Source organism: Pantoea sp. MT58, assembly GCF_014495885.1.
Lineage (GTDB): Bacteria > Pseudomonadota > Gammaproteobacteria > Enterobacterales > Enterobacteriaceae > Pantoea > Pantoea eucalypti.
On the sequence record NZ_CP061085.1, the window covers coordinates 60,628 to 80,915 of the forward strand.

22 protein-coding genes are annotated in these 20,288 nt (G+C 50.3%); 5 read left to right on the forward strand and 17 right to left on the reverse strand.

The features are described from left to right. Positions 1-196 precede the first annotated feature (196 nt). Positions 197-892, forward strand: a complete 696-nt coding sequence (locus IAI47_RS21585; RefSeq protein ID WP_008926822.1) for a haloacid dehalogenase type II — start codon at positions 197-199, stop codon at positions 890-892. 37 nt (positions 893-929) lie between these two features. On the opposite strand, the gene IAI47_RS21590 is transcribed toward IAI47_RS21585, so the two are convergent. From IAI47_RS21590 to arnB, 8 genes are all read right to left on the reverse strand, one after another. After that, complete coding sequence (locus IAI47_RS21590) at positions 930-2,459, reverse strand: Fic family protein (RefSeq protein WP_008926821.1); 1,530 nt, start codon at positions 2,457-2,459, stop codon at positions 930-932. Between the two features lie 149 nt (positions 2,460-2,608). Then, positions 2,609-2,974, reverse strand: coding sequence for a 4-amino-4-deoxy-L-arabinose-phosphoundecaprenol flippase subunit ArnF (gene arnF / locus IAI47_RS21595; RefSeq protein WP_008926820.1), 366 nt, complete (start codon positions 2,972-2,974; stop codon positions 2,609-2,611). Beyond that, complete coding sequence (gene arnE, locus IAI47_RS21600) at positions 2,971-3,291, reverse strand: 4-amino-4-deoxy-L-arabinose-phosphoundecaprenol flippase subunit ArnE (protein WP_003850557.1); 321 nt, start codon at positions 3,289-3,291, stop codon at positions 2,971-2,973. Before arnE ends, arnF begins: the two co-directional genes overlap by 4 nt. Then, positions 3,292-4,959: a lipid IV(A) 4-amino-4-deoxy-L-arabinosyltransferase gene (gene arnT / locus IAI47_RS21605; protein WP_003850558.1), complete on the reverse strand. Its 1,668-nt coding sequence runs from the start codon at positions 4,957-4,959 to the stop codon at positions 3,292-3,294. It abuts the gene before it with no gap. Beyond that, entirely contained in the window at positions 4,959-5,861 is a 903-nt protein-coding gene (gene arnD, locus IAI47_RS21610; RefSeq protein WP_003850559.1) for a 4-deoxy-4-formamido-L-arabinose-phosphoundecaprenol deformylase, read from the reverse strand. Before arnD ends, arnT begins: the two co-directional genes overlap by 1 nt. After that, positions 5,861-7,840 carry a bifunctional UDP-4-amino-4-deoxy-L-arabinose formyltransferase/UDP-glucuronic acid oxidase ArnA gene (gene arnA, locus IAI47_RS21615; RefSeq protein ID WP_003850560.1) on the reverse strand — a complete coding sequence of 660 codons (1,980 nt, stop codon included), beginning with the start codon at positions 7,838-7,840 and terminating at the stop codon, positions 5,861-5,863. Before arnA ends, arnD begins: the two co-directional genes overlap by 1 nt. Next, positions 7,837-8,820 (reverse strand): undecaprenyl-phosphate 4-deoxy-4-formamido-L-arabinose transferase, encoded by a 984-nt coding sequence (gene arnC, locus IAI47_RS21620; RefSeq protein ID WP_003850561.1) that lies wholly within the window; start codon positions 8,818-8,820, stop codon positions 7,837-7,839. Before arnC ends, arnA begins: the two co-directional genes overlap by 4 nt. A 1-nt stretch (position 8,821) precedes the next feature. After that, entirely contained in the window at positions 8,822-9,958 is a 1,137-nt protein-coding gene (gene arnB / locus IAI47_RS21625; protein ID WP_003850562.1) for a UDP-4-amino-4-deoxy-L-arabinose aminotransferase, read from the reverse strand. A gap of 687 nt (positions 9,959-10,645) precedes the next feature. On the opposite strand from arnB, the gene IAI47_RS21630 reads away from it, so the two are divergent. Further along, on the forward strand, positions 10,646-11,215 hold the full coding sequence (locus IAI47_RS21630) for a YceI family protein (RefSeq protein ID WP_003850563.1): 570 nt from the start codon (positions 10,646-10,648) through the stop codon (positions 11,213-11,215). Positions 11,216-11,250: 35 nt separating this feature from the next. Here the strand turns inward: IAI47_RS21630 and IAI47_RS21635 are convergent, their stop codons facing one another. The 4 genes from IAI47_RS21635 to IAI47_RS21650 form a co-directional block, all read right to left on the reverse strand. Beyond that, entirely contained in the window at positions 11,251-12,030 is a 780-nt protein-coding gene (locus IAI47_RS21635) for an anti-sigma factor (protein WP_003850564.1), read from the reverse strand. Then, complete coding sequence (locus tag IAI47_RS21640; protein WP_003850565.1) at positions 12,027-12,476, reverse strand: sigma-70 family RNA polymerase sigma factor; 450 nt, start codon at positions 12,474-12,476, stop codon at positions 12,027-12,029. The genes IAI47_RS21635 and IAI47_RS21640 overlap by 4 nt, the downstream gene beginning before the upstream one ends. An 87-nt stretch (positions 12,477-12,563) precedes the next feature. Beyond that, positions 12,564-13,100 (reverse strand): tetratricopeptide repeat protein, encoded by a 537-nt coding sequence (locus IAI47_RS21645; protein WP_003850566.1) that lies wholly within the window; start codon positions 13,098-13,100, stop codon positions 12,564-12,566. A gap of 143 nt (positions 13,101-13,243) precedes the next feature. Next, positions 13,244-14,257 (reverse strand): Gfo/Idh/MocA family oxidoreductase, encoded by a 1,014-nt coding sequence (locus IAI47_RS21650; protein ID WP_008926818.1) that lies wholly within the window; start codon positions 14,255-14,257, stop codon positions 13,244-13,246. 104 nt (positions 14,258-14,361) lie between these two features. On the opposite strand from IAI47_RS21650, the gene IAI47_RS21655 reads away from it, so the two are divergent. Beyond that, entirely contained in the window at positions 14,362-14,487 is a 126-nt protein-coding gene (locus IAI47_RS21655; protein ID WP_003850568.1) for a LacI family DNA-binding transcriptional regulator, read from the forward strand. A gap of 248 nt (positions 14,488-14,735) precedes the next feature. Then, complete coding sequence (locus IAI47_RS21660) at positions 14,736-15,173, forward strand: PACE efflux transporter (protein WP_008926817.1); 438 nt, start codon at positions 14,736-14,738, stop codon at positions 15,171-15,173. A gap of 386 nt (positions 15,174-15,559) precedes the next feature. Here the strand turns inward: IAI47_RS21660 and IAI47_RS21665 are convergent, their stop codons facing one another. From IAI47_RS21665 to IAI47_RS21685, 5 genes are all read right to left on the reverse strand, one after another. Next, positions 15,560-15,808, reverse strand: coding sequence for a DUF333 domain-containing protein (locus IAI47_RS21665; protein ID WP_008926816.1), 249 nt, complete (start codon positions 15,806-15,808; stop codon positions 15,560-15,562). A 239-nt stretch (positions 15,809-16,047) separates the two neighbouring features. Further along, the gene (locus tag IAI47_RS21670; protein ID WP_008926815.1) at positions 16,048-16,683 is read right to left on the reverse strand and encodes a LuxR family transcriptional regulator; all 636 of its coding nucleotides are present in this window, start codon (positions 16,681-16,683) and stop codon (positions 16,048-16,050) included. A 32-nt stretch (positions 16,684-16,715) separates the two neighbouring features. Then, on the reverse strand, positions 16,716-17,306 hold the full coding sequence (locus IAI47_RS21675) for a helix-turn-helix domain-containing protein (protein ID WP_008926814.1): 591 nt from the start codon (positions 17,304-17,306) through the stop codon (positions 16,716-16,718). A gap of 713 nt (positions 17,307-18,019) precedes the next feature. Beyond that, complete coding sequence (locus IAI47_RS21680) at positions 18,020-18,511, reverse strand: FidL-like protein (RefSeq protein WP_008926813.1); 492 nt, start codon at positions 18,509-18,511, stop codon at positions 18,020-18,022. Continuing rightward, complete coding sequence (locus IAI47_RS21685) at positions 18,508-19,452, reverse strand: winged helix-turn-helix domain-containing protein (protein ID WP_008926812.1); 945 nt, start codon at positions 19,450-19,452, stop codon at positions 18,508-18,510. The genes IAI47_RS21680 and IAI47_RS21685 overlap by 4 nt, the downstream gene beginning before the upstream one ends. A gap of 194 nt (positions 19,453-19,646) precedes the next feature. Between IAI47_RS21685 and IAI47_RS21690 the strand changes: the two genes are divergently transcribed. Continuing rightward, complete coding sequence (locus tag IAI47_RS21690) at positions 19,647-20,261, forward strand: TetR/AcrR family transcriptional regulator (protein ID WP_003850575.1); 615 nt, start codon at positions 19,647-19,649, stop codon at positions 20,259-20,261. Positions 20,262-20,288: the final 27 nt, after the last annotated feature.

Sequence of the window (20,288 nt, forward strand, 5' to 3'; positions counted from 1 at the left end):
AATCGCCCAGCCGGGCATCCTGTTTAACATAATTAGTATTATGCGCATAACTAATTTCCTGAATCGCATCAGGTTTTCTAGTTTGATTTCTAACTATCGCAGCACCCGATATTGAGCAATCCTCATCAGTATTCTACCTTCAGAGAGCGTCTTTAACGCCTCACCTGTCACATCCATTAAACCAACCGGAGGCACGATGACCGACAGTCACAACCCCGCACCCTACAGCGGCACCCTGTTTTTTGATGTCAATGAGACCCTGCTGGATACCACTGAGCTGAACCGGGTTGTCGCGCAGCGACTCGGTGACCGACCGGAGCGTGCTGAAGCCTGGTTTACCTCGCTATTACATCATTCACTCGTGGAGTCGGTGACCGGCAGCTGGCATAACTTTGGTGATATCGCCGAAGCAGTGCTGCAGATGACCGCCACACGCTATGGTATTACTCTGCCTGCAGACGCAACACCGCTGGCTGACATTATCGCAGCCATGCCAGCCCATCCTGATGTCGCCGCAGGACTGAGTGCTCTGCAGCAACAGGGATTTACACTGGTCGCGCTGACCAACTCTTCTGCGGCACTGGCCGAAAAGCAGCTCAGTTCTGCCGGACTGGCTCGGCTGTTCACGCGCATTCTCAGCGTGGAACAGGTTCAGGTTTATAAGCCCGATCTGAAAGTGTATCAGTGGGCAATGCAGGAAATGGATCAGCCTGCATCACAGTGCATGATGGTGGCCGCTCATGGCTGGGATGTGGGTGGAGCAAAACGCGCAGGAATGAAAACCGCATTTGTTACCCGCAAAGGACAGGCACTTTACCCGCTGGCACCTGCACCGGATTTGATTGTCAGCGATATAGGTGCGCTGGCCACAAAACTTAAACCGCTCTGCTAAATGCAGTGCTCAGCGACCTCACATGACACCTGAATACTTAGTCTGTGTGGGTCTCAAACGCTGACCTGACCGCTTCCACAATCCGTTGTGCAGTAGTTGTATCGTCCAGCAGCGGGAACGTTTTTTTGAGCTTGCCAGAAATCTGCCAGCCATTTTCTTTCAGCGAACGGATAATACGACTGGCGTCCTGATCAGGCATCTCAACGACCTCCTTCAGCTGCTGTTGAGCGCGCTGAAATATCACCAATACGCGCGCTTCATCAGCCATTTCAGTCCGGACCGTGTGCTCGATGACTCTGCAGGTATAGAGCACATGCTCGGTTAAGTCGGGATAACGCCAGGCGAAACGGGCATCCTCATACTCGGTGAAAGTGAAATTACTCCGCGTGCCATCTTCATAGGTTTTCAACTCGCCAAACCGATAGCAGCCTGCATAGCGCCGCATTAGCCGTTTAGAAAATACGTCCAGCGTGCGATCGTAACCGACCCGAAAATCCATCGAACTGGTAATGGTGGCTGAAACAGGCAGGATCACGCCATCCGGTATCGCTCCATCACGAATCAGTGTGTCATTGATTAAAAAACGGTGGATGCGGCCATTGCCGTCGCGCATCGGATGGATATAGACAAAGCCAAACGCGATAACCCCCGCACGAGCCAGTGGTGCGGCACCCCGCGTAGCCTGCTCAAAGGCTTTAAGCCCATTCATAAAGCGCGGAACGTCATCATAGTGTGGTGCAATATAGTGGACGATATCTTCACGCATGGTCGACTGTCCGACAAACACGGGCGAACGTCGCAGCCCCAATCCCAGCGCATCCTGCCCGAGAATGCCCTGCTGTATGGTATGCAGGCTGGCATCGCTGAGTGGATCCTCAAGCTGGCCGCAATACTGCGCGATAACGTGGGCAAATCGTTGAATACGATCGCCCTGGTCCGCCTCTTTCTCAATCAGGAAACTGGCACGTGACTCTTTAAATGTCAGCCAGCTGGCGGTGCGCATCAGAATATCCGCGCCAAAGGTGTTATCCAGATCATGCAAAGCATCGTTGAGATCGAACGTGAGCGCCTGCTCAATGGCTGCGGTTCTGCGTACCAGTGGGCAGAAATCAGCGGATCCTGGCAGATTATTATTGATGCGCCAGCGCCTGTTACGGTTCACGGTCGTTCGGGTCAGATACGCTTTGGATGAAATCGCCTCAACATAGCCTCCGTTGGTGACGTCCGGTACCTGTAAGGTATTACCAGTCAGCCATTCATAGAGAAAGCCGGCCCGTCGCGCATACTGTCCGAACGGTTCCTGCCGACACCACGCTTCCAAAGGTTGTGGTCCGATGGTCGTAAACAGGCGTGCGAAAAACTCCAGATGGATCTCTTCGTACTTGAGACCAAAGGCAAAGTGACCCGCAAAATCATCTTCCGGCTGATAGCCTGGTGGATAATGATTTTCTACCTGTCCCTGGCCCTCATGATGTGAGCGTACGGTTCCGATAGCTGACTTTACGCGTAAGGGCTGCGCCAGTTTGATAGCATAACGTTCGCACAGTGCGCTAAAGCCAACCAGCATGTCGAATCCTTTATCCGTCGCCCGAAAACGATAACAAAATGGATCTTTATCATGAAAACGCTAAACAATCCATCATGACGGCATTAACTACCGCCCGGAAACGTTAATAAAAACAGTGTTCATTGCGGAAATGGTAAAAGACGGAATGTTCAGGGCTTAACAACAATGCACAGTAGCCCGATTACAATAATCACCACACCGGCTAAGCTGCGCCAGCTAAATGCTTCGTGAAATACCGGTAAGCAAACCGCCACCAGCCAGACCAGCACGTAACTCAGGCTGAGCAGTGGATAGACCCGATTAAGCGGAAAATAGTGCAGCGCCCGAATCCAGCAGAGCATGGAAACAGCATAAGCTCCCAACCCGGCCAGCAGCAGCAAGGCAGGCAGTATGGCAACTGTTGGCAGCGACGTCAGGCTACTGACATCGGGCAGGCGCGGCATCGCCCAGCGCATCATCAGCTGTGCCGCTGAGACCAGCAGCACGCTGCACGTAACCCATCCATATCCTTTCATAGCTGGCTCGCCATTAGCGCGACGCCCGTCACCACCAGCAGCGTGCCTGCAATCTGACGAAGCGTTAGCCGTTCGCGCCACAAAATGCGTCCGGCCAGCGCAACGAAGATGAAATTAAGGCTCAGCATGGGATACGCCTGGCTGACGGGCACCCGCTGCAGCACCAGCAGCCAGAGGAGCATCGCGATACCCAACAGCAGCACGCTTACGCCAATCCAGCTTAAGCGGATGCGGCCTGATACCGCGTGGGTCGCCTGTTTCTGACACAGCTGCGCGCTGCAGCTGAGCAGACTCACCAGCACAATCAGCAGCAGCATTTACTTCATCTGACCGTAATAAAGGCAGACAAGCCTGCCCTGGCGATAGACCGCATCCGGAACCGGCACATCCTCGCCGATATCACTGTGTGGGGAATCAACCAGTAACAGCAGGGACACGCTTCCCATACGGCGATGATCGGCAAGCCAGCCGCCAAAATCCGCCTGAGAGACAAAGCGGGATTGCGCATCCGGGTAGCTCAGCCCATATTGCAGCTCACCTTTATTATCATAGAAGCCGATATCACTGCGTTGCAGGTGCCAGGCTGCGGCAGATGCCACGCCCGGATTGTCCGCCAGAATAAAATGACTGGATGCCAGACGCTCGCTGATCACAGAGACAAAGTGTTGCGGCTGTTTGGCATCACGGATTTTATCCGGGATAGCTGAGCCAATAAACAGAGCGACCCCCAGCGGGCAAAGCGCGGCCACCAGCCAGCGGCGTTGTGAAAATCGGCAGCTGTATGCGCCCGCCAGTCCCCAGATGAGAAACGCCAGCGCTCCCAGTCCCAGCTTCAGCATCTCATGAGTGGCAAACAGGGGGTGATGCGTTACGCTCCAGGGCGCGAGTACCAATAGCACGGTTGCCAGCGTGAGGATGCCGAAAATCAGGTTGATCCAGCCATTAACGGTTAATGCGCGCCCTGCCCGCTGCGCCGCGTTCAGCCCATAATGGGCCATCAACAGCGACAGCGGCACAAAACAGGGCAGGATATAGGTTGGCAGTTTGCCTTTTGCCAGACTGAAAAACAGCAGCGGCATCACCGTCCAGCTCAGCAGATACAGTGCGCCGGGATTCTGCTGACGCTCGCGCCAGCCGGTCATCAGTGCACCCGGTAACAGCGCCAGCCACGGTAGTGTTCCCAGCAGCAGAACCGGCAGGTAGTACCAGAAAGGGGCTTTGTGCTGTGCATTCTCTTCTGCAAAGCGCTGAATATGCTCAACCCAGAAGAAGTAGTGCCAGAAATCAGGGGCCTGATGATAGATCGCCAGCGCCCAGGGTGCGCTGATTGCTGCGGCAGAGAGAATCGCCAGCGGCCCGAAGCAAAGCAGCTCAGGTATTCTCTTTCGCCAGATCACCCATGGCAGAATCGCCAGCACCGGTAGCGCCAGCGCCAGAAATCCTTTGGTCATGAATCCCATGCCGCAGGCGAGACCCAGCAGCAGATAGCCGCCCGCGCGCCCGGCGCGTCCGCTGGCCTCCGTCGCCAGCCAGAAGCTGCACATTGCGGCCGCCAGCCAGAGCATCAGCATCGGATCGAGCACGGCATAAGTGCCAACACCATAAACCAGCAGTGAACTCAGGAAAATCAGAGAACCCACAGCAGCGGTGCGGACCGAACCAAACATCCGCCTGCCGAGCCAGAAGATCAACGCGGCGGTTATCGCTGTTGAGAATATTGATCCTGCCCGTACACCAAAATTGTTATGGCCGAACAGCCATTGGCCCAGTGAGTTTATCCAGTAACCCGCAATCGGTTTTTCAAAATAGCGAAGACCGAAGAAGTGTGGCGTCACCCAGTTACCGGTTGCCAGCATCTCCCGGCTGATCTCTGCGTAACGTGTCTCATCCGGTTGCCAGAGGTCGCGGAACATCGGCGGCAGAAGGTAATAGAGAATGAAAAAGCTAAAAAAAATGAGCCACTTCGTGTTCTTATGTATCCGCACTAGTTCGCCTCTTTAGTCAGTTTCTGGCAGCCCAGCCACCCTTCCCGTCCGGGAATTTCACCTCTGACGATCCTTCCCACGGGTAAGGTGGTCAGGTCGTCGGGCAATAGCTCGCTTAACGGACAGAACTGAATGCCATTACGGGTTGCTGCATTCAGCAATTTGTCGAAGTCTGGTAAGCCAATAATCCCCTCCACTTCGGCATGCACGGTATAGACAGCGCCATCATCAGAAGCGAGCATTTTCGCCAGAATGTAATCGTTATAGCCTTCTGCGCTGACCTCACGGCCAACCACTTCATCCCATGTGGGTAACGTCACCGGAATCTGTACAGTGCCGATCTGACCATCTGGCAGTATGGGCCTGAATGGCCCGCTGCCGCGGCAGTCACTGTTGTAGTGAAAGCCAAAATCCTGTTTGGCGGCAACGACCCGACCATCAGCACGCCAGCCTGCAACGGCCGAACAGCTGACAGGATGACCAAGGATCTCACTGAGCGTTTCGGTGCCGCGTGCTATCTGCTCAACCAGTTTATCCTGCGGCCAGACACCCGCCCAGGTCTGCCAGGCAAAGTGGTCCCAGGCATGCAGACCGACTTCATGCTGGCGTGTGGCATCCTGCATAATGTTCCGCAGGCCACGTCCCATCTGCTTTCCCGGCCAGGCCGTTCCGGCGAGCAGAATGTCCCAGCCATATAGTGATGCGGCGCGGGAGCGCAGCATCTTCATGAGAAACGCCGGTTTCACCAGCCGCCAGAGATGGCGGCCCATGTTGTCCGGTCCCACGCTGAAGAAAAAGCTGGCCCGCACTGCGTGACGCTGGAAGAGCTCAAGCAGCGCCGGCACACCCTGCTTCGTGCCGCGCCAGGTATCTACGTCAATCCGCAGACCGATCTTCTTCATCACTTATCAGCCTGTTGCTCAACGGTACGCAGGAAGAAATCGAGCGTGTTGTCGATAGTGACATCCATCGTGACGGTTGGCGTCCAGCCAAGTAGGCGACGCGCATTGCGGATAGCCGGTTTGCGGTGCTCCACATCCTGATAGCCTTTACCGTAGTAACTGCTGCTTTCCACTTCGCGGAAACCGGCAAACGGCGGGAACTGGCTGCGCAGCGGGTGACGCTCGAAGCTGGCCAGCAACTGCTCCGCGAGTTCTTTGATACTGGCTTCATTGTCCGGATTACCGATGTTGATGATCTGACCATCACAATTCTGCTGCTTGTTTTCGATAATGCGGAACAATGCTTCCACACCATCCTGAATATCGGTAAAACAGCGCTTTTGTTTGCCGCCGTCGATCAACTTAATCGGTGAACCTTCAACCAGATTGAGGATAAGTTGCGTGATCGCGCGAGAACTGCCGATGCGTGCTGCGTTGAGGTTATCCAGACGCGGTCCCATCCAGTTGAACGGACGGAACAGGGTAAAACGCAGCCCCTCTTTTTCGCCATAAGCCCAGATCACACGGTCCAGCAGCTGTTTCGATACCGAATAAATCCAGCGCTGTTTGTTGATCGGCCCGACCACCAGATTCGAGCTATCCTCATCGAAGCTGGCATCAGTACACATGCCGTAGACTTCAGAGGTGGATGGGAAAATAATGCGCTTCTGATACTTCACGCAGTCACGGATGATTTTCAGGTTCTCTTCGAAATCGAGCTCAAAGACGCGCAGCGGATTACGGGTGTATTCAATCGGCGTAGCGATCGCCACCAGCGGCAGGATGACATCACATTTTTTGATGTGATACTCAATCCATTCGGAGTGAATAGCGATATCCCCTTCAACAAAATGGAAGCGCGGATGTTCCAGGAAGCGGCTGATGGCGTCTGAACTTATATCCAGGCCATAGACTTCAAAATGCTCATCCTGCAATAAACGCTCGGTGAGATGATTACCAATAAAGCCGTTAACCCCGAGGATGAGCACGCGTGTACGACGTTGCAGCGCCGACTGCGGTTTTGAATAGAGCAGTGCGCCAGGCACCATGCCCAGGCTCTGCGCCAGCTGGCTGCCATTCATGTAAACGCCATGCTCGGACTGTCCGGTGAGAATTTCCAGTGCACCCTCACCACAGGCGATCAGGAATGGCTGCTTAGAAATCACCGTACCTGGCTTCGCCTGATGCGGGTGCGTATGAACCCGGCTCTTCCAGACGATAAATTTAACCGAACCGGCGAAGGCGAAGGCGCCTGGCCACGGATCGGTAACCGCTCTGACCAGATTGTGAATCTTCTCTGCGGGTTGATTCCAGTCGATGCGGCCATCTTCGGCCGTGCGACGGCCAACACAGGTCGCCTGACTCTCATCCTGTGGCGTCTCACTGACCTCACCCGTGCGCAGGCGAGGTAAGACGTCGTTAAGTAACTGCTCTGCAGCCTGGGTCAGTTTACGATGCAGCGTCAGCGCGTTGTCTGCATCCTCAATGGCCACCTTCTGCTGCGCCAGAATATTACCGGCATCCGCACGCTTCACCATGCGATGTAACGTAACGCCGGTTTCCGTCTCACCGTTGACCAGCGCCCAGTTGAGTGGCGCCCGACCGCGGTATTTTGGCAGCAGTGAACCGTGCAGGTTAAAAGCCCCCTTTTCAGCGCATTGCAGGATCTCATCGCTCAGCAGATGGCGATAGTAGAAGGAGAAGATCATTTCTGGCGCCATGGTGCGGATGCGGTCAAGCCAGATTGGGTGATTCGCCTCGTCCGGTGCATAGACCGGAATGCCGTGCTCTGCCGCCAGACGCGCGACTGAGCCGAAAAAGTGATTTTCGGTAGCCACATCGTTGTGCGTAAAAATGGCGGTGATCTCATAGCCTGCGCTAAGCAGTGCATTGATGCCGACACAGCCCAGATCGTGATAGGCGAAAACAACGGTCTTCATGATTGAGTATCCTGTACTGAAGGCTCTTCAGGAGCCTGAACAATGCGTTGAACGAAATAGCGCGGACGCGCCCGAACGTCGTTATAAATTCGCCCGATATACTCCCCGAGCAGTCCCATACCCACAAACTGGGCACCGATAAACATGAACAGCACGGCGAACAGGACGAAAACACCATCTCCCGCCCATGCCGCACCGAAAAAGAGTCGCAATACGATAAGCACCAGCGAGAAAGCGAAGCCGGAGAGTGCAATCAGGCTGCCTACTACGCTGAGCAATCGCAGCGGCGTGGTGGTCAGGCAGGTCACCAGGTCGTACATCAGGTTGATCAGGCGCATAAAGCTGTATTTCGAATCGCCAAAGGCCCGCTCAGCGTGGAGCACCGGCAGTTCAATGGTGTTTCGGGCAAAGGTGTTGGCCAGAATCGGAATGAACGTACTGCGTTCGTGACAATTGAGCATCGCCTCGACGATATGGCGCCGATAGGCACGCAACATACAGCCGTAATCGCCCATCGCTTTGCCGGTGACCCGCTGAATCAGGTGGTTGAGCGTGCGCGAGGCCTTGCGACGGAACCAGGTATCCTGACGCTGCTGGCGGACTGTACCCACCACGTCATAACCCTGACGCGCAGCTTCAACCAGTCGCGGGATCTCTTCCGGAGGGTTCTGCAGATCGGCATCCAGTGTCACAATCAGATCGCCACGGACCTGGCTGAATCCGGCCATAATGGCGGAGTGCTGACCGTAGTTGCGATTGAGCAGTACGCCCGTTATGCGGCTGCCGGGAATGATGGCAGCCTGTTCAATCAGTTCGGCTGAACGGTCACTGCTGCCGTCATCAACCAGCAGAATTTCATACTCAATTTCAATGGCGTCACATGCCGCGCTGGTCCGCTGCAGCAACTCCGGCAGGCTTTCCTGTTCGTTATAGACCGGGATGACCACGGAGAGCATATTGATCGGTTTGATATCGCGCATTTCAGGCTCCGGCAATGTCATGTAAAGCCTGAATCACACGCTCGATATCCTGATCCGTCATTGACGGAAACAGCGGAATCGAACACATCTGCTGGCTATTCAGTTCACTGGCAGGTAAACGTAAATCGGGATAGTGTTCGCGATAATATTTGTGGGTATGCGCCGCACGGAAATGCAATCCGCTGCCTATATCCCGCGACTTCAGTGCCTGCATAAAGGCATCACGCGTCAGACCGCAGCGCTGCTCATCAATGCGAATAATGAACAGGTGCCACGCGTGCTGATGTGGCCAGGCAGGCAGTGACAATGGCGTAAACGGCAGCGTGTGCAGCGCTTCCAGATAGCGCTCAGCTATCTCACGGCGGCGAGCAATAAAACCGGGTAGCTTCTGTAACTGCACCAGCGCAATGGCTGCGCTGATATCAGGCAGATTATATTTAAAGCCCGGCATCATCACTTCTGCCTGTGGCAGACGCCCCTTGGTCTGGCGATCAAAAGCATCAACCGCCAGGCCATGAAACTTGAGGCTGCGAATACGATCGGCGAGAGCAGCGTCATCGGTCACCACCAGGCCGCCTTCCGCACAGGTGATATTCTTGATGGCGTGGAAAGAGAAAATAGCCGTGCCGCGATGCCCGATTGGCTTCTCGTGATAAGTCGTGCCCACCGCGTGAGCCGCATCTTCAATAATGGCGATGCCATGCTGCTCAGCAAGCTGATAGATTGGCGTGAGATCGGCGGGAGCACCAGCGTAATGCACCGGAATAATCGCGCGGGTACGTGAGGTAATCGCCTGAGCTATGAGTTCCGGCGTCACCATCAGGTTGTCAGGATCGACATCAATCATCACCGGCGTGGCGCCCAGCAGCGTGATCAGGTTCAGAGTGGAGACCCAGGTCATGGACGGCGTAATGACCTCATCGCCAGGCCCGATTCCCATCGCCATCAGCGTTACATGCATCCCCGCTGTGGCAGAACTCACCGCAATGGCGTGCTGGTTGCCAGTCAGTTGTACAAAAGCCTGCTCCAGTTCCGCGCATTTAGCGCCTGTTGTTATCCACCCAGAGTCAAATACCGCTTTAACAGCAGCCAGCTCTTCATCACCAAATGAAGGGCGGGAAAATGGCAAAAAATCCATGCTAAAACTCCTGCAGATCAAACTCATTAGCTGTCGCGCGTTGTTAATCAGACACAACGCCGGCAAAAGAATTGAAATAGCGAATTATCAACATCCGGTTATGGCGTTATCGACACCTTATTTTCCCATTCTGGAATTGAGGTTACCGGACTGCTAATACAAACTAACGTATGAAACTTAACTGAACATTAAATGAATAGTGTTCATTGCAATAAAATGAATGAAGAGTGAGTAAAGGTTTTACGAAAAAGTTCACATTTAAGTTAATAATAATGACTCAGCTCTCAATTTTTGATTTATTGATGTTTTGTTTAAGATCGCAAGGGCTGCCACTTCTCAGATTATAAACCCACCCACCAGAGAAGCAATATCTGAGATTCAATACAACTAACTGATTTTACTGAAAATAAATCCAGACACACCAGACAACTCCTGATCAAATCAGTATCCTGTTAATTTCACCGAAAACATCCGCCGATAAAAGCGTCTTAATGTATTCTTAATATTGTACGTTATTAATGTTCAGCCCTAACAATAATTATTACACTTTGGTGAAACTAAGGTGACAGTCAGTTAATATTTGTCAGATTACCTGTGCATGAAGGGTGAAAACAGTGCTAAAAAAATCGAATAAGATCGTGGTTTGAGGCGTTAACGTCTGGTCTGCCTAAAAAAGAGAAAATTGTGATGATGCGTGTCGCCTGTTTATGCACCCTGTTCGCCCTGCTCAGTCCGGTACTTTACGCCGCGCCAGTAACCTATACCATAACACCTGATAAAACATCGATTGGCCTCTCATGGCGTGCCTTTGGTCACGATTTTTCGCAAGCCAGACTACAGGGTGTGTCTGGCACGGTGACACTTAATCCGGATGAAGACCATGACGATCGTATCGAAGTGAATATTCCAGTGGGCACACTGGTGGCATCGAACAGTCTGTTGACCTGGCAATTGAAAAGCGATCTCTTTTTTGATGCGGAGCGTTACCCGCAGATTCACTTTGTGAGCAGTCGTGTTGCCTCACTAGGTGAGGGTAACTACCGTATTTTTGGCGTGCTAACGGTTAAAAATGTCAGCCGGTCAGTGGTGATGCAGGCCTCACTGGACAGTGGTAAAACAATTGATCCGGCGTCACGCTCTCTGGCGCTGCATGCCTCCACCGCGATATCCCGCTCTGCCTTTGGAATGGATCGATTGGTTGGAGTGGTTGATGATCGGGTAAACATTGCGCTGATTATTGCCGCACAGGCCAGATAATCGCTGTTGAAGCAAGCGCTCAGGGACAGACTTTTTTAACTGAGCGTGGTCACCAATGTTTCAGCGATGGCAGCCAACTGAGCAGAGGGATTACGCCCTATCAACACATACTGATAGCCACCGCGCTTCCACCAGGCCAGCTGCATGCCGTGGCGCTGTTCCTGAGTAATCGGGTTCGAATCCTGTGGTGCAGGCGAGATACAGAGCGCCATCGGACCATAATCAGCATGCAGCCAGGCGATCTGTGCAATCGACGTTCGTTCGTAACGCAGGATCCGCACCATTTTCAGTTCAGCGCCTGGCAGGCGAAGTTGCTGCGGGTGCAGCTCCAGTCCTAAATCCAGCCGTGTACGGTCGAGACCTCTCTGCAGCATTGCGGCGTCATTGGGGGTATCGGCCAGCGTTTCAGCACTGTAAAGCGACATATAGCGCGCCTCCAGATCGCGGATATTCTGACTTTCATCCTTCCCATCATCTGAGGGTCTTGCCAGAAAACCAATGCCGCTGCCCACCAGTAAAAAGCTGACCGATGCGGCAATAAGCGCGCGACGACTATACCCGGTGGCCACCTCGGGTGCCGGAATGGTCGCCAGGCGCTGGGCCATTCTGGCCTGTGGTGCCTGTTCGAGTAGCGGCGAAAAAGCCTGTTCAAAATCGAGACTGGTGTGCTGAAAATGCGCAACCCGCTCGACCAGTTCAGCATCCTCATCCATCGCCTGTTCAAACTGCGCAGCTTCTCGCGGCGTCATCTCACCATCCAGCCAGGCGACAATCGCCTCATCGCGCCACGGCGGCGTAAAAGTTTCCCTGTTCATCTCCGTTTCTCCTTCGGTGAGGGCGTGGTCGCCGGTTGTCTGGCTAGCGTGGCGCGTGCGGCGGCCAGACGGCTCATAATGGTGCCAACCGGGACAGCCAGCGTCTCTGCTGCCTCCTGATAGGTGAGTCCTTCCACGTAAACCAGAAACAGCGCATTTCGCTGTGCCTCGGGTAAGGCGTTAACGTGTTGCATAATGCGCTGGAAATGGCGATTGTCGTCGCTGGTGGCGTGATTATCCGCGGCCAGCAGCGCATCGGGATCCACAAATCCCTGCCCCTGCCGCACTTTTCGTGCGCGTAAATCGCTAACCCAGATGGAATGGAGGATGGAAAACAGCCATCGATCAATACGCGTGCCCGGCATGAACTGCGCGCTGCGTTCCAGCGCGCGCACGCAGGTTGACTGTACCAGCTCTTCTGCCATGTCACGGTTGTGTGACAACACATAGCCATAACGCCAGAGCCGCGTCAGATGTTCCGCAAGGTGCTGACGGATGTCACTGTGAGTGATTTTTCGCTCCTCCCTGCCGCATCAAACCTCAGGATGGCCATTGATCGCGGCTTGCAGATCGCGGTACTCCTCGCAATCTGTACCACAAATCCCGGCAATGGTTTTTAACTGTTCGCGAGCCAAATCGGGACGCCCTTTAATCATCCAGGCTTCGCCCAGATATTCACGCACTTTAGCGTAACGAGGATCAAGCGCAATGGCGCGCTGATAATAGCCAATACCCTCGTCGGTACGCCCCAGCTTGCGGGTGGCATAACCACGGTAGTTCCAGGCTTCGCGCGTATCCTGATTTTTCAGTGTATCCAGCAGGTTCAGCGCCGCCTGATATTCGCCCTTTTTTGCCAGATGATAGGCATAGCGCGTTTTATCATCGTCACTCAACTTGCTGGTTTTTTCGGGCACACAGCTTTTCGTATGACTGTCATAGACCTGACCTTTTGGACAGTCGGGCGTTTTTTTATCACTGTCATTATCACCCATCGCCATACTCAGCGGAGAGTGCAGCATCAGCAATAGAGCCGGAACAGCAAGCAGAGAAATACCAGAACGCGTTGTCATAATTTATCCTTATCGGGTCTGTGAGGCAGGCAATAAAGTCCGCCGGATGCAGTCCGCTATCGCGGCGCTGTACGGTAAACACCTCAGCGCCGGTTTCTATTCGATAAAAATAAAATTATTTTTTATCAGCCTGCCATGCCTGATCAAATCAGCAGTTTTTCCACCTGGCAAAAGCGCCCTTCTGCCAGCGAAATTACGGCGGCTTCCGCAATTGCCTGTGCTTTCAGACCATCCTCAAGGTTCGGCAGATCGTCAATCTGCTCACCATTCAGCGAGCGGATAAACGCATCCAGATGGGCATAGTAAGTGGGCTGCACCCGGCTAAACCAGTCGGGTAGCAGCCCCGGCTGCAGAATCTGCGCACTCTGATAGCAGCTGACTCCCCGCTGTGGCTGAGAAGCCGATTCGAGCATCCCGAGCGGTCCCATCACACTGATACGTTCATCGTAGCCATAACCAGTGCGGCGAGCATTGTCCAGCTGTGCCAGCGCCCCGCCGTGCAGCCGCAATAGCAACGTGCTGGTATCCACATCGTCAAATTCGCTGATCGCGGGTAACGCCAGCGCTGCCCCCATAGCAGCAACCTCCGTGACCTCATCTTCAGTCAGCCAGCGCAGCAGGTCAAAAAAGTGGATAGCCTGATCGCGCATCTGGCCACCGGAAGCTTTCAGATAACTCAGCGGCGGCATGGCCGAAGAGCGGCAGACCATTTGTATCAGTTCTGCCGGCCCAATCCGCCCCAGGCGGAGTTGCTGTTTAAGCTGCTGATGACTGACATCGAAACGGCGATTAAACCCCACAGTGACTGGTACGTTGTAAGGGAGGACATTAGCCACAGCTGAGCGTGCACGCTCAAGAGAGAGATCGATCGGTTTTTCACAGTAGATTGCTTTACCGGCACGGGCGGCGGTTTCCAGCAAATCGGCATGAGTCGGCGTTGCGCTGGCGATTAACACCATATCGATCTCTGCATCATTGATCGCCTCACTCACGGATGCTGCACGGGTCGAAAAGCGCGTCGCGAACGCGTCAGCGCGTGCAGGTTCTGCATCAGCCACCCAAACCAGTTCAACCTCAGGATGCGCCTGAAGATTCGTGGCATGAACTTCGCCAATAAAGCCACATCCCAACAGGGCAACACGTTGCTTTTTATTCATTTTGAACTCCGTCATAGTCCAGCAGAAAGCTGAACCAGCAGGATAACGCGGCGTCTTAAACTCATCGCATGGTGTTTTGAGGTGTTTACCTCAAAGGAGCAGACATGTCGCTGAAAGACGTTGCCCTAAGGGCAGGGGTTGGGCTGGCAACCGTGGTTCGGGTGCTCAATGAATGTTTCAGAAAGATTGGCACCCCTGTTAAACAGACCTCAAAACTGACATTTTTATAAAAATTAAAATATAAATCTATTTAGGATTCATTTGGCATTTTAATAGTTTACCCCGCTCAAGAGTTGTTATCATCACAGCGAATATGGAACGCAGTCATGCCGAAACAAAAGCCGAAGCAACATAGTTGCTCTGAAACCGACAACGGGGCACCCTGCAGAACGTTTTAGCATTCAGATACTGATGGCAGGATAGTCCTGCATTTTTCCTGCACCCATTACGGTGCCTGACTAATCAATGAGAGTTTGCTTTGGAACACTATTTATCCCCGGTGCGCACCACCAAAGAGAGAGTGCTGCACGCGGTTGTTTTCGAAGTTGCTGCCAATGTGCTGGTATTCATTATCCTGATGATTTGGGCCTCAGCTGCCCCCGCACAATCGGCACTGTTGACGATCGTCTCATCAACGCTGGCAATGGGATGGAACTACCTGTTCAATCTGATGTTTGACAGCATCCAGCTCCGAACAGGATTTAAAAAAGACTGGCGAATGAGATGCCTCCATGCCGTTTTTTTTGAGGCTGGACTGTTAGTGGTGCTGATACCTTTTGCAGCATGGTGGCTGAATATTACGCTACTCGCAGCGCTGAAACTGGAATGCGGGCTGGTGCTGTTTTTTCTGGTCTATGCTTACCTGTTTAATTTGATTTGGGATTACGCTAGTGCTGCTCGTAAAAAGAACAGTTAAATTAATTTCAGATAGCACAATGAATAAATCCTTTTATCTGAACAAATTAAACAAACTTTCTTCTTTCGAAATTTTTAGCATCCCGAAATTTAGATATGCAGAAATAAATTATAAACATAACTTTAATTTTTTAAGATTTTTTAATTGCACACCCGGCAAAACAACTCATAAAAGAAATTATTTTCAGCGACTGCACTTAATAAAAAAATTCAGCCTCATTTCCTGTGACAGGAATGAGGCCAGAAACGTTAATCAGTCCAGTTGTAAAGGGAAATTAGTGAAGAACGGATCGAACATTGATGAATTTTCATGATAAAACCAGGCAAAACTATTTATAATACAATACAGTTAAGCATCATCATGCTGACTATTGAATAATCCAGGAACTATTTAGAATGATCACGATGAAATAACGCCCACTGCTTAATCTTTTCTCCTGATGGCAAAACGCAATAGAGCGCACTGCCGCTGGATGATGCCTCTTGCACCAGCTTTCCACCGCGCTGAAGACACCACTCGCTGGCGGGATTACGCATTATCAGGCGCTGTGGTTCAGCATTGTGAGACGTGCAGCCACTCATTTGCACGGTAGCCAGCATCAGAGAACAGATTGCTATTTTATTGGCGACTTCCATTTAACTCTCTCAACATTAATTTCAGGAAAAATCTTAATTAACAGGCTAATTCTCACATACTTTTGATTATTCTAAAAATGAAGTTGTTTAGGTATTTTCAGCATTCTGAAACGTGTATTAATTTTTATAACGATAGCATCTTCTCATTAAACTCTTTCATAACGATGTCATAAGTTTGTCACTCCTCTCAACCGACAAAAAAAGAACAACCGAACCACATCAAAAAGAGACATTGTCGATTAAGGCTCTGGGGTATCAATAATTCCTTTATAAAGCTCAAACACAGAAAGATCATTGATAAATGCGTTAAATTGCCTGTCACCGTTGAGTGAAAACTTTTTCATTACATTATACTTATGTGTGTAAACAGTTTTAACTGAAAGATTAAGATGCTTAGCTATTTGCCCGACATTATACCCTTTTTTTAAAAAACTCAGCACCTGCAACTGGACTATCGTCACACGTGCAAAAACACAGCCTGCGCAATATGACGGTAGAAAACCTTGTCTGTTTCCCTGATGACCGACCCAGAAGCGAATGATTTTCTCGTGAATATCCCGAATGGAATCATTGCGCGAAATAATAATAATAGAGTGATAGCATACAGGAAGTTGCTCAAGGGTGATGTCTTCTACATCGTCAGTGAACACTATTATAATGCTACCGGGCTTCCGAGCACGGTAGGCCGGCTGACACATATAAAGACGCCACTGAGCAGCATTAATGAGTATAAAATCGGCCAGGCCCAGACTTTGTGAACTGTCAGTTCGTAAAAACTCCACAGATGAATCAGATAGTAATGCCTCCTCAATTATTTTTGAGATGCCCAACCGAAAGAAGTAGTTTTCATTTGTACAAACAACTTTAAAATCCATTTTTTCCTTAAGCATCTCAAAAGTTAAAATAATCAGGTAAACTTGCCATTAACCAGGGTGAGTTCACCTTTCTCTTTCAATTCTTTCAGCACTCTGCAAATTGAGCTTTTTGAAAGATGTGAACTACTTTGAATCAGACAAAGTGCTGAAAATCGCTTTTTCAGGTGCGGTGGTAGCTTTTCCCAATGCCGGATTAAGGAAACCACTTCATCATAGGAATTATTTTTAGATAACTGTATATAGTTCATCAGGTCAGAATATTGGCCAGATAAAATAGACATAGCGTCATTGAAAAGGTCTTTCTCGAAGATCAGTTGCCAGAATAGATCGTAATCAATAAAACTGACTTTTCCATAATCAATCCTTTCCAGATAAACGGGAGGTTCATCGAGTGCTGGCGTAACGCCGACAACAAAGGGAGCCGATAAGACATTCAACACCTTATGATCGCCCTTTAACTTGAGTAAGAAATCACCATCAAGAATGAACATAATTCGGCGTAGATTATCTTTAGTAAGATGATAGCGACGCTTCCCACGCGAAATCTCATCTGGATTTGCAGCCTGGGTATATCCGGCTAATGCATCAATGACCCGCTCATGATTTTCGGTTACTCTAAACATAATAATTAACTCAATCTGACTAACACAAGGTTAGTGATTAGTAGAAAAATCAGTAAATATCATTACACCACTTAAATGCTTGTAAATTAGCAGACAAAAGCACACGTCAGAATTTTAACGAAGTAAATGATAGCGTTGTCGTTTTCTCAGGAAATCATAATCACCTGAGCATACAGGTTATCGATTCGTCATATCAGGCATACAAAAAAGCCTTACAGTGTTGAGATATAGCCAAAGTTGAGAATAAAAATATTCAGCCATCATTGTGAAGTCCTGTATTGATAAAATAACAAAACATCCGTCAGGCTTAATTAGGACACACCGCTCCCAAAATGGACATTTAAATCCACAACAATCTAATAATTAGGTTTTTATTCTATTTTAATGCATCAATATAGGTTAAAGCTCCAAAAGGAGATTTTGCACCCAGCACCCTATCTTACCTGCAGGTGTACATAGTGTAAGTTCTGCACTCTCTATTTTGGTAAGATCCGCTTTTGTCCTCGCATTCAAATCTTGATGGCAGAATGCATACCATCCGTATTATCAATACTCTGGCAAACGGGATTTTAAAAACCAAAAAAAACGCTCATCTGAACGCCTATATTTATTACCAACCGGGGATTTACGTTGCGCCTGAAAAATGGCATCAGAAAAATACCCGTAAGAGCATTCTATCTTACGGGTATAATTCCCACTAAAAACTGACGGGTTTAATACCGCTGGCAGGTAAATAAACTTGAAAGGGGACCACTTATAAGATAAGTATTCCGATTTAGCCGGGTGAAGTCCAGCTGCAAATAATTGGGGTCGAGTGTAATCTCAGCCAGCAAAATATTAAAGACATCGTCTGGTGTTGAATCATTCGTAGAAGTGATCATCTTTGTGATTTTATAACGGTATGTATCACTGTCTATTTTCCGGCCCTGACTTAACGCAATACGCCGATTAAGTCCTGTAATCTTATCATCAACTGTAACCTGACCATTTAATAACAGATATCCTGTATCAGAATCGATAAAACGCAGATCCTGTGTTACAGCAAACTCAATTCTACTCGCATCATGACGGCTTAGCTCGTAGCGACTGAATGCTGAGCAGCGGAAAGGCAGATCGTTAGCCCGGGATTTGAAAAAGTTAAATCCTGTAAAAATCACCAGTAAAAGTGCAGCCAGGGATATTGTCAGCGTGGCATTTCGTTTCAAGACGTTCTCCAGTCCAGATAATAGAAGTTGTCACAGGAAACGATATGACCACGACTGTTAAGATTGCATGCAGAGAGCATCGTTCTGCCATAATTAGTCGTCGTTAATGAGGTTTTTTTATCAAAATAGATACGGCGTCCTGGTATACAGGATTGATTATTTTCTTTCAGGATTTCTGTAATTTCTTTATTAAGTGATTTTTTTTCAAAAACATTGAGCCCTTGCAATATCACAGCTTCGCAGCCGCCTTCCAGTTTGATGGTACTCATAGAGTAACTCTTTTCATCAAAGCCAGACCCGGCGTAATACCAGAGAGAACTGCCCAGTAACACCAATATAATAATGAAAAAAATCATCTTACTGAAGTTGAGGAGCGGTTTTTTGACATTGACATCCTGATTAACAGACTCAGTTAATAGAGTGTGGCTTTTCTCCACTGAACCAGAATCTTCAGCGTTCACCTCATCCGTTTGGGCATCTGTCACATCCGTAGCCTGTGGGCTTTCACGTTCAATGCTGATGTCAGTGTTGAGTCTGATGCCAATTTTCGGAATGGTGATAATTAAATTTTCACAGCCATAAGCGGCGAGCGCTCTGCGCAGCATACTTAGATACTGATTCAGATTACTGTTTGAGCCGCGCAGGCCATATTTATCCCAGACTTCAGTCAGCAGGATTTCGCGTGCCAGGACTTCTCCCTGAGAATTCAGTAGCTGCTCAAAAAGACGACCAGAAGAAATACTCAGACTCAGCGTTTCCTGGGTAGGCATGTGCGTGAGGGTACAGTCGTCAGAATTGTAGGTGATCTGGCCATCAATAATGTAAATCATTAAAAAACCACTGAATTTTCCTTCATTCCCGACAGTATAATTCAGCTCAATTAAAGAAGCACTCAAGAAACCTGAATCTGACATTTCACTAAGATGATGTTTAGCTGGCACTACTATGGCGTATCCAGAGGAGATTCGATTGTTTGATCCTTCTCACCGATAAGGTACTGAGTCACATAAACAGTGCCCGACTCTCTCCATCTTATCCGGACTGTAGATTTTCACCGCAGCTCAGCCTAACATGTGACCATTAATAACAGTGGTCACTGAGTTTTCATCCACCTTTACTCTGTCAGGTTTTAACAATGATCCAGTCTGTAACAGAAAATGCGACACGTGGTCCGGCCGGGCACAACGTTCGTGACCAGATTGTTGATGCTGCCATGCAACACTTTGCACATTATGGCTATGAAAAAACGACGGTTTCTGATCTCGCAAGAGCTATTGGTTTTTCGAAAGCGTATATCTATAAATTTTTTGAATCTAAACAGGCGATTGGAGAAGTAATATGTGCCAATCGGCTGGCGATGATTATGCAGCGTGTCGAAGAAGCGATGGTTGATACACCTGGGGCATCAGAACAACTGCGACGGCTGTTTCGCACGCTTTCTGCCACCGGCACTGAATTGTTTTTTCATGAACGCAAACTCTACGATATTGCCGCTGTGGCATCTCGCGATCGCTGGCCATCAGCCTCAGCTCATGAAGAGCGACTGCTTAACCTGATTCTGCAAATACTGCGCCTGGGGCGCGAAACGGGTGAGTTTGAGCGTAAAACACCGGCTGATGAAGCAGCAGAAGCGATCTATCGGGTTCTTAAACCTTATGCCAGTCCGGTATTGCTCCAGTACAGTCTTGACGACGCTGAGGAAGCCTCTGCGCAGCTGGCAGCGCTGGTATTACGCAGCCTGGCGCCCTGAGCATTCCGCATAATGTGACTATTGACT

What these genes read in the sequence shown, in the direction of transcription:
- IAI47_RS21585 (WP_008926822.1), top strand. Translation starts at nt 197, where the DNA reads ATGACCGACAGTCACAACCCCGCACCCTACAGCGGCACCCTGTTTTTT.
- IAI47_RS21665 (WP_008926816.1), bottom strand. Translation starts at nt 15,808, where the DNA reads ATGGAAGTCGCCAATAAAATAGCAATCTGTTCTCTGATGCTGGCTACC.
- arnB (WP_003850562.1), bottom strand. Translation starts at nt 9,958, where the DNA reads ATGGATTTTTTGCCATTTTCCCGCCCTTCATTTGGTGATGAAGAGCTG.
- IAI47_RS21650 (WP_008926818.1), bottom strand. Translation starts at nt 14,257, where the DNA reads ATGAATAAAAAGCAACGTGTTGCCCTGTTGGGATGTGGCTTTATTGGC.
- arnC (WP_003850561.1), bottom strand. Translation starts at nt 8,820, where the DNA reads ATGCGCGATATCAAACCGATCAATATGCTCTCCGTGGTCATCCCGGTC.
- arnF (WP_008926820.1), bottom strand. Translation starts at nt 2,974, where the DNA reads ATGAAAGGATATGGATGGGTTACGTGCAGCGTGCTGCTGGTCTCAGCG.
- IAI47_RS21630 (WP_003850563.1), top strand. Translation starts at nt 10,646, where the DNA reads ATGATGCGTGTCGCCTGTTTATGCACCCTGTTCGCCCTGCTCAGTCCG.
- IAI47_RS21675 (WP_008926814.1), bottom strand. Translation starts at nt 17,306, where the DNA reads ATGTTTAGAGTAACCGAAAATCATGAGCGGGTCATTGATGCATTAGCC.
- IAI47_RS21590 (WP_008926821.1), bottom strand. Translation starts at nt 2,459, where the DNA reads ATGCTGGTTGGCTTTAGCGCACTGTGCGAACGTTATGCTATCAAACTG.
- IAI47_RS21670 (WP_008926815.1), bottom strand. Translation starts at nt 16,683, where the DNA reads ATGGATTTTAAAGTTGTTTGTACAAATGAAAACTACTTCTTTCGGTTG.
- arnE (WP_003850557.1), bottom strand. Translation starts at nt 3,291, where the DNA reads ATGCTGCTGCTGATTGTGCTGGTGAGTCTGCTCAGCTGCAGCGCGCAG.
- arnA (WP_003850560.1), bottom strand. Translation starts at nt 7,840, where the DNA reads ATGAAGACCGTTGTTTTCGCCTATCACGATCTGGGCTGTGTCGGCATC.
- IAI47_RS21645 (WP_003850566.1), bottom strand. Translation starts at nt 13,100, where the DNA reads ATGACAACGCGTTCTGGTATTTCTCTGCTTGCTGTTCCGGCTCTATTG.
- IAI47_RS21635 (WP_003850564.1), bottom strand. Translation starts at nt 12,030, where the DNA reads ATGAACAGGGAAACTTTTACGCCGCCGTGGCGCGATGAGGCGATTGTC.
- IAI47_RS21690 (WP_003850575.1), top strand. Translation starts at nt 19,647, where the DNA reads ATGATCCAGTCTGTAACAGAAAATGCGACACGTGGTCCGGCCGGGCAC.
- arnD (WP_003850559.1), bottom strand. Translation starts at nt 5,861, where the DNA reads ATGAAGAAGATCGGTCTGCGGATTGACGTAGATACCTGGCGCGGCACG.
- IAI47_RS21655 (WP_003850568.1), top strand. Translation starts at nt 14,362, where the DNA reads ATGTCGCTGAAAGACGTTGCCCTAAGGGCAGGGGTTGGGCTGGCAACC.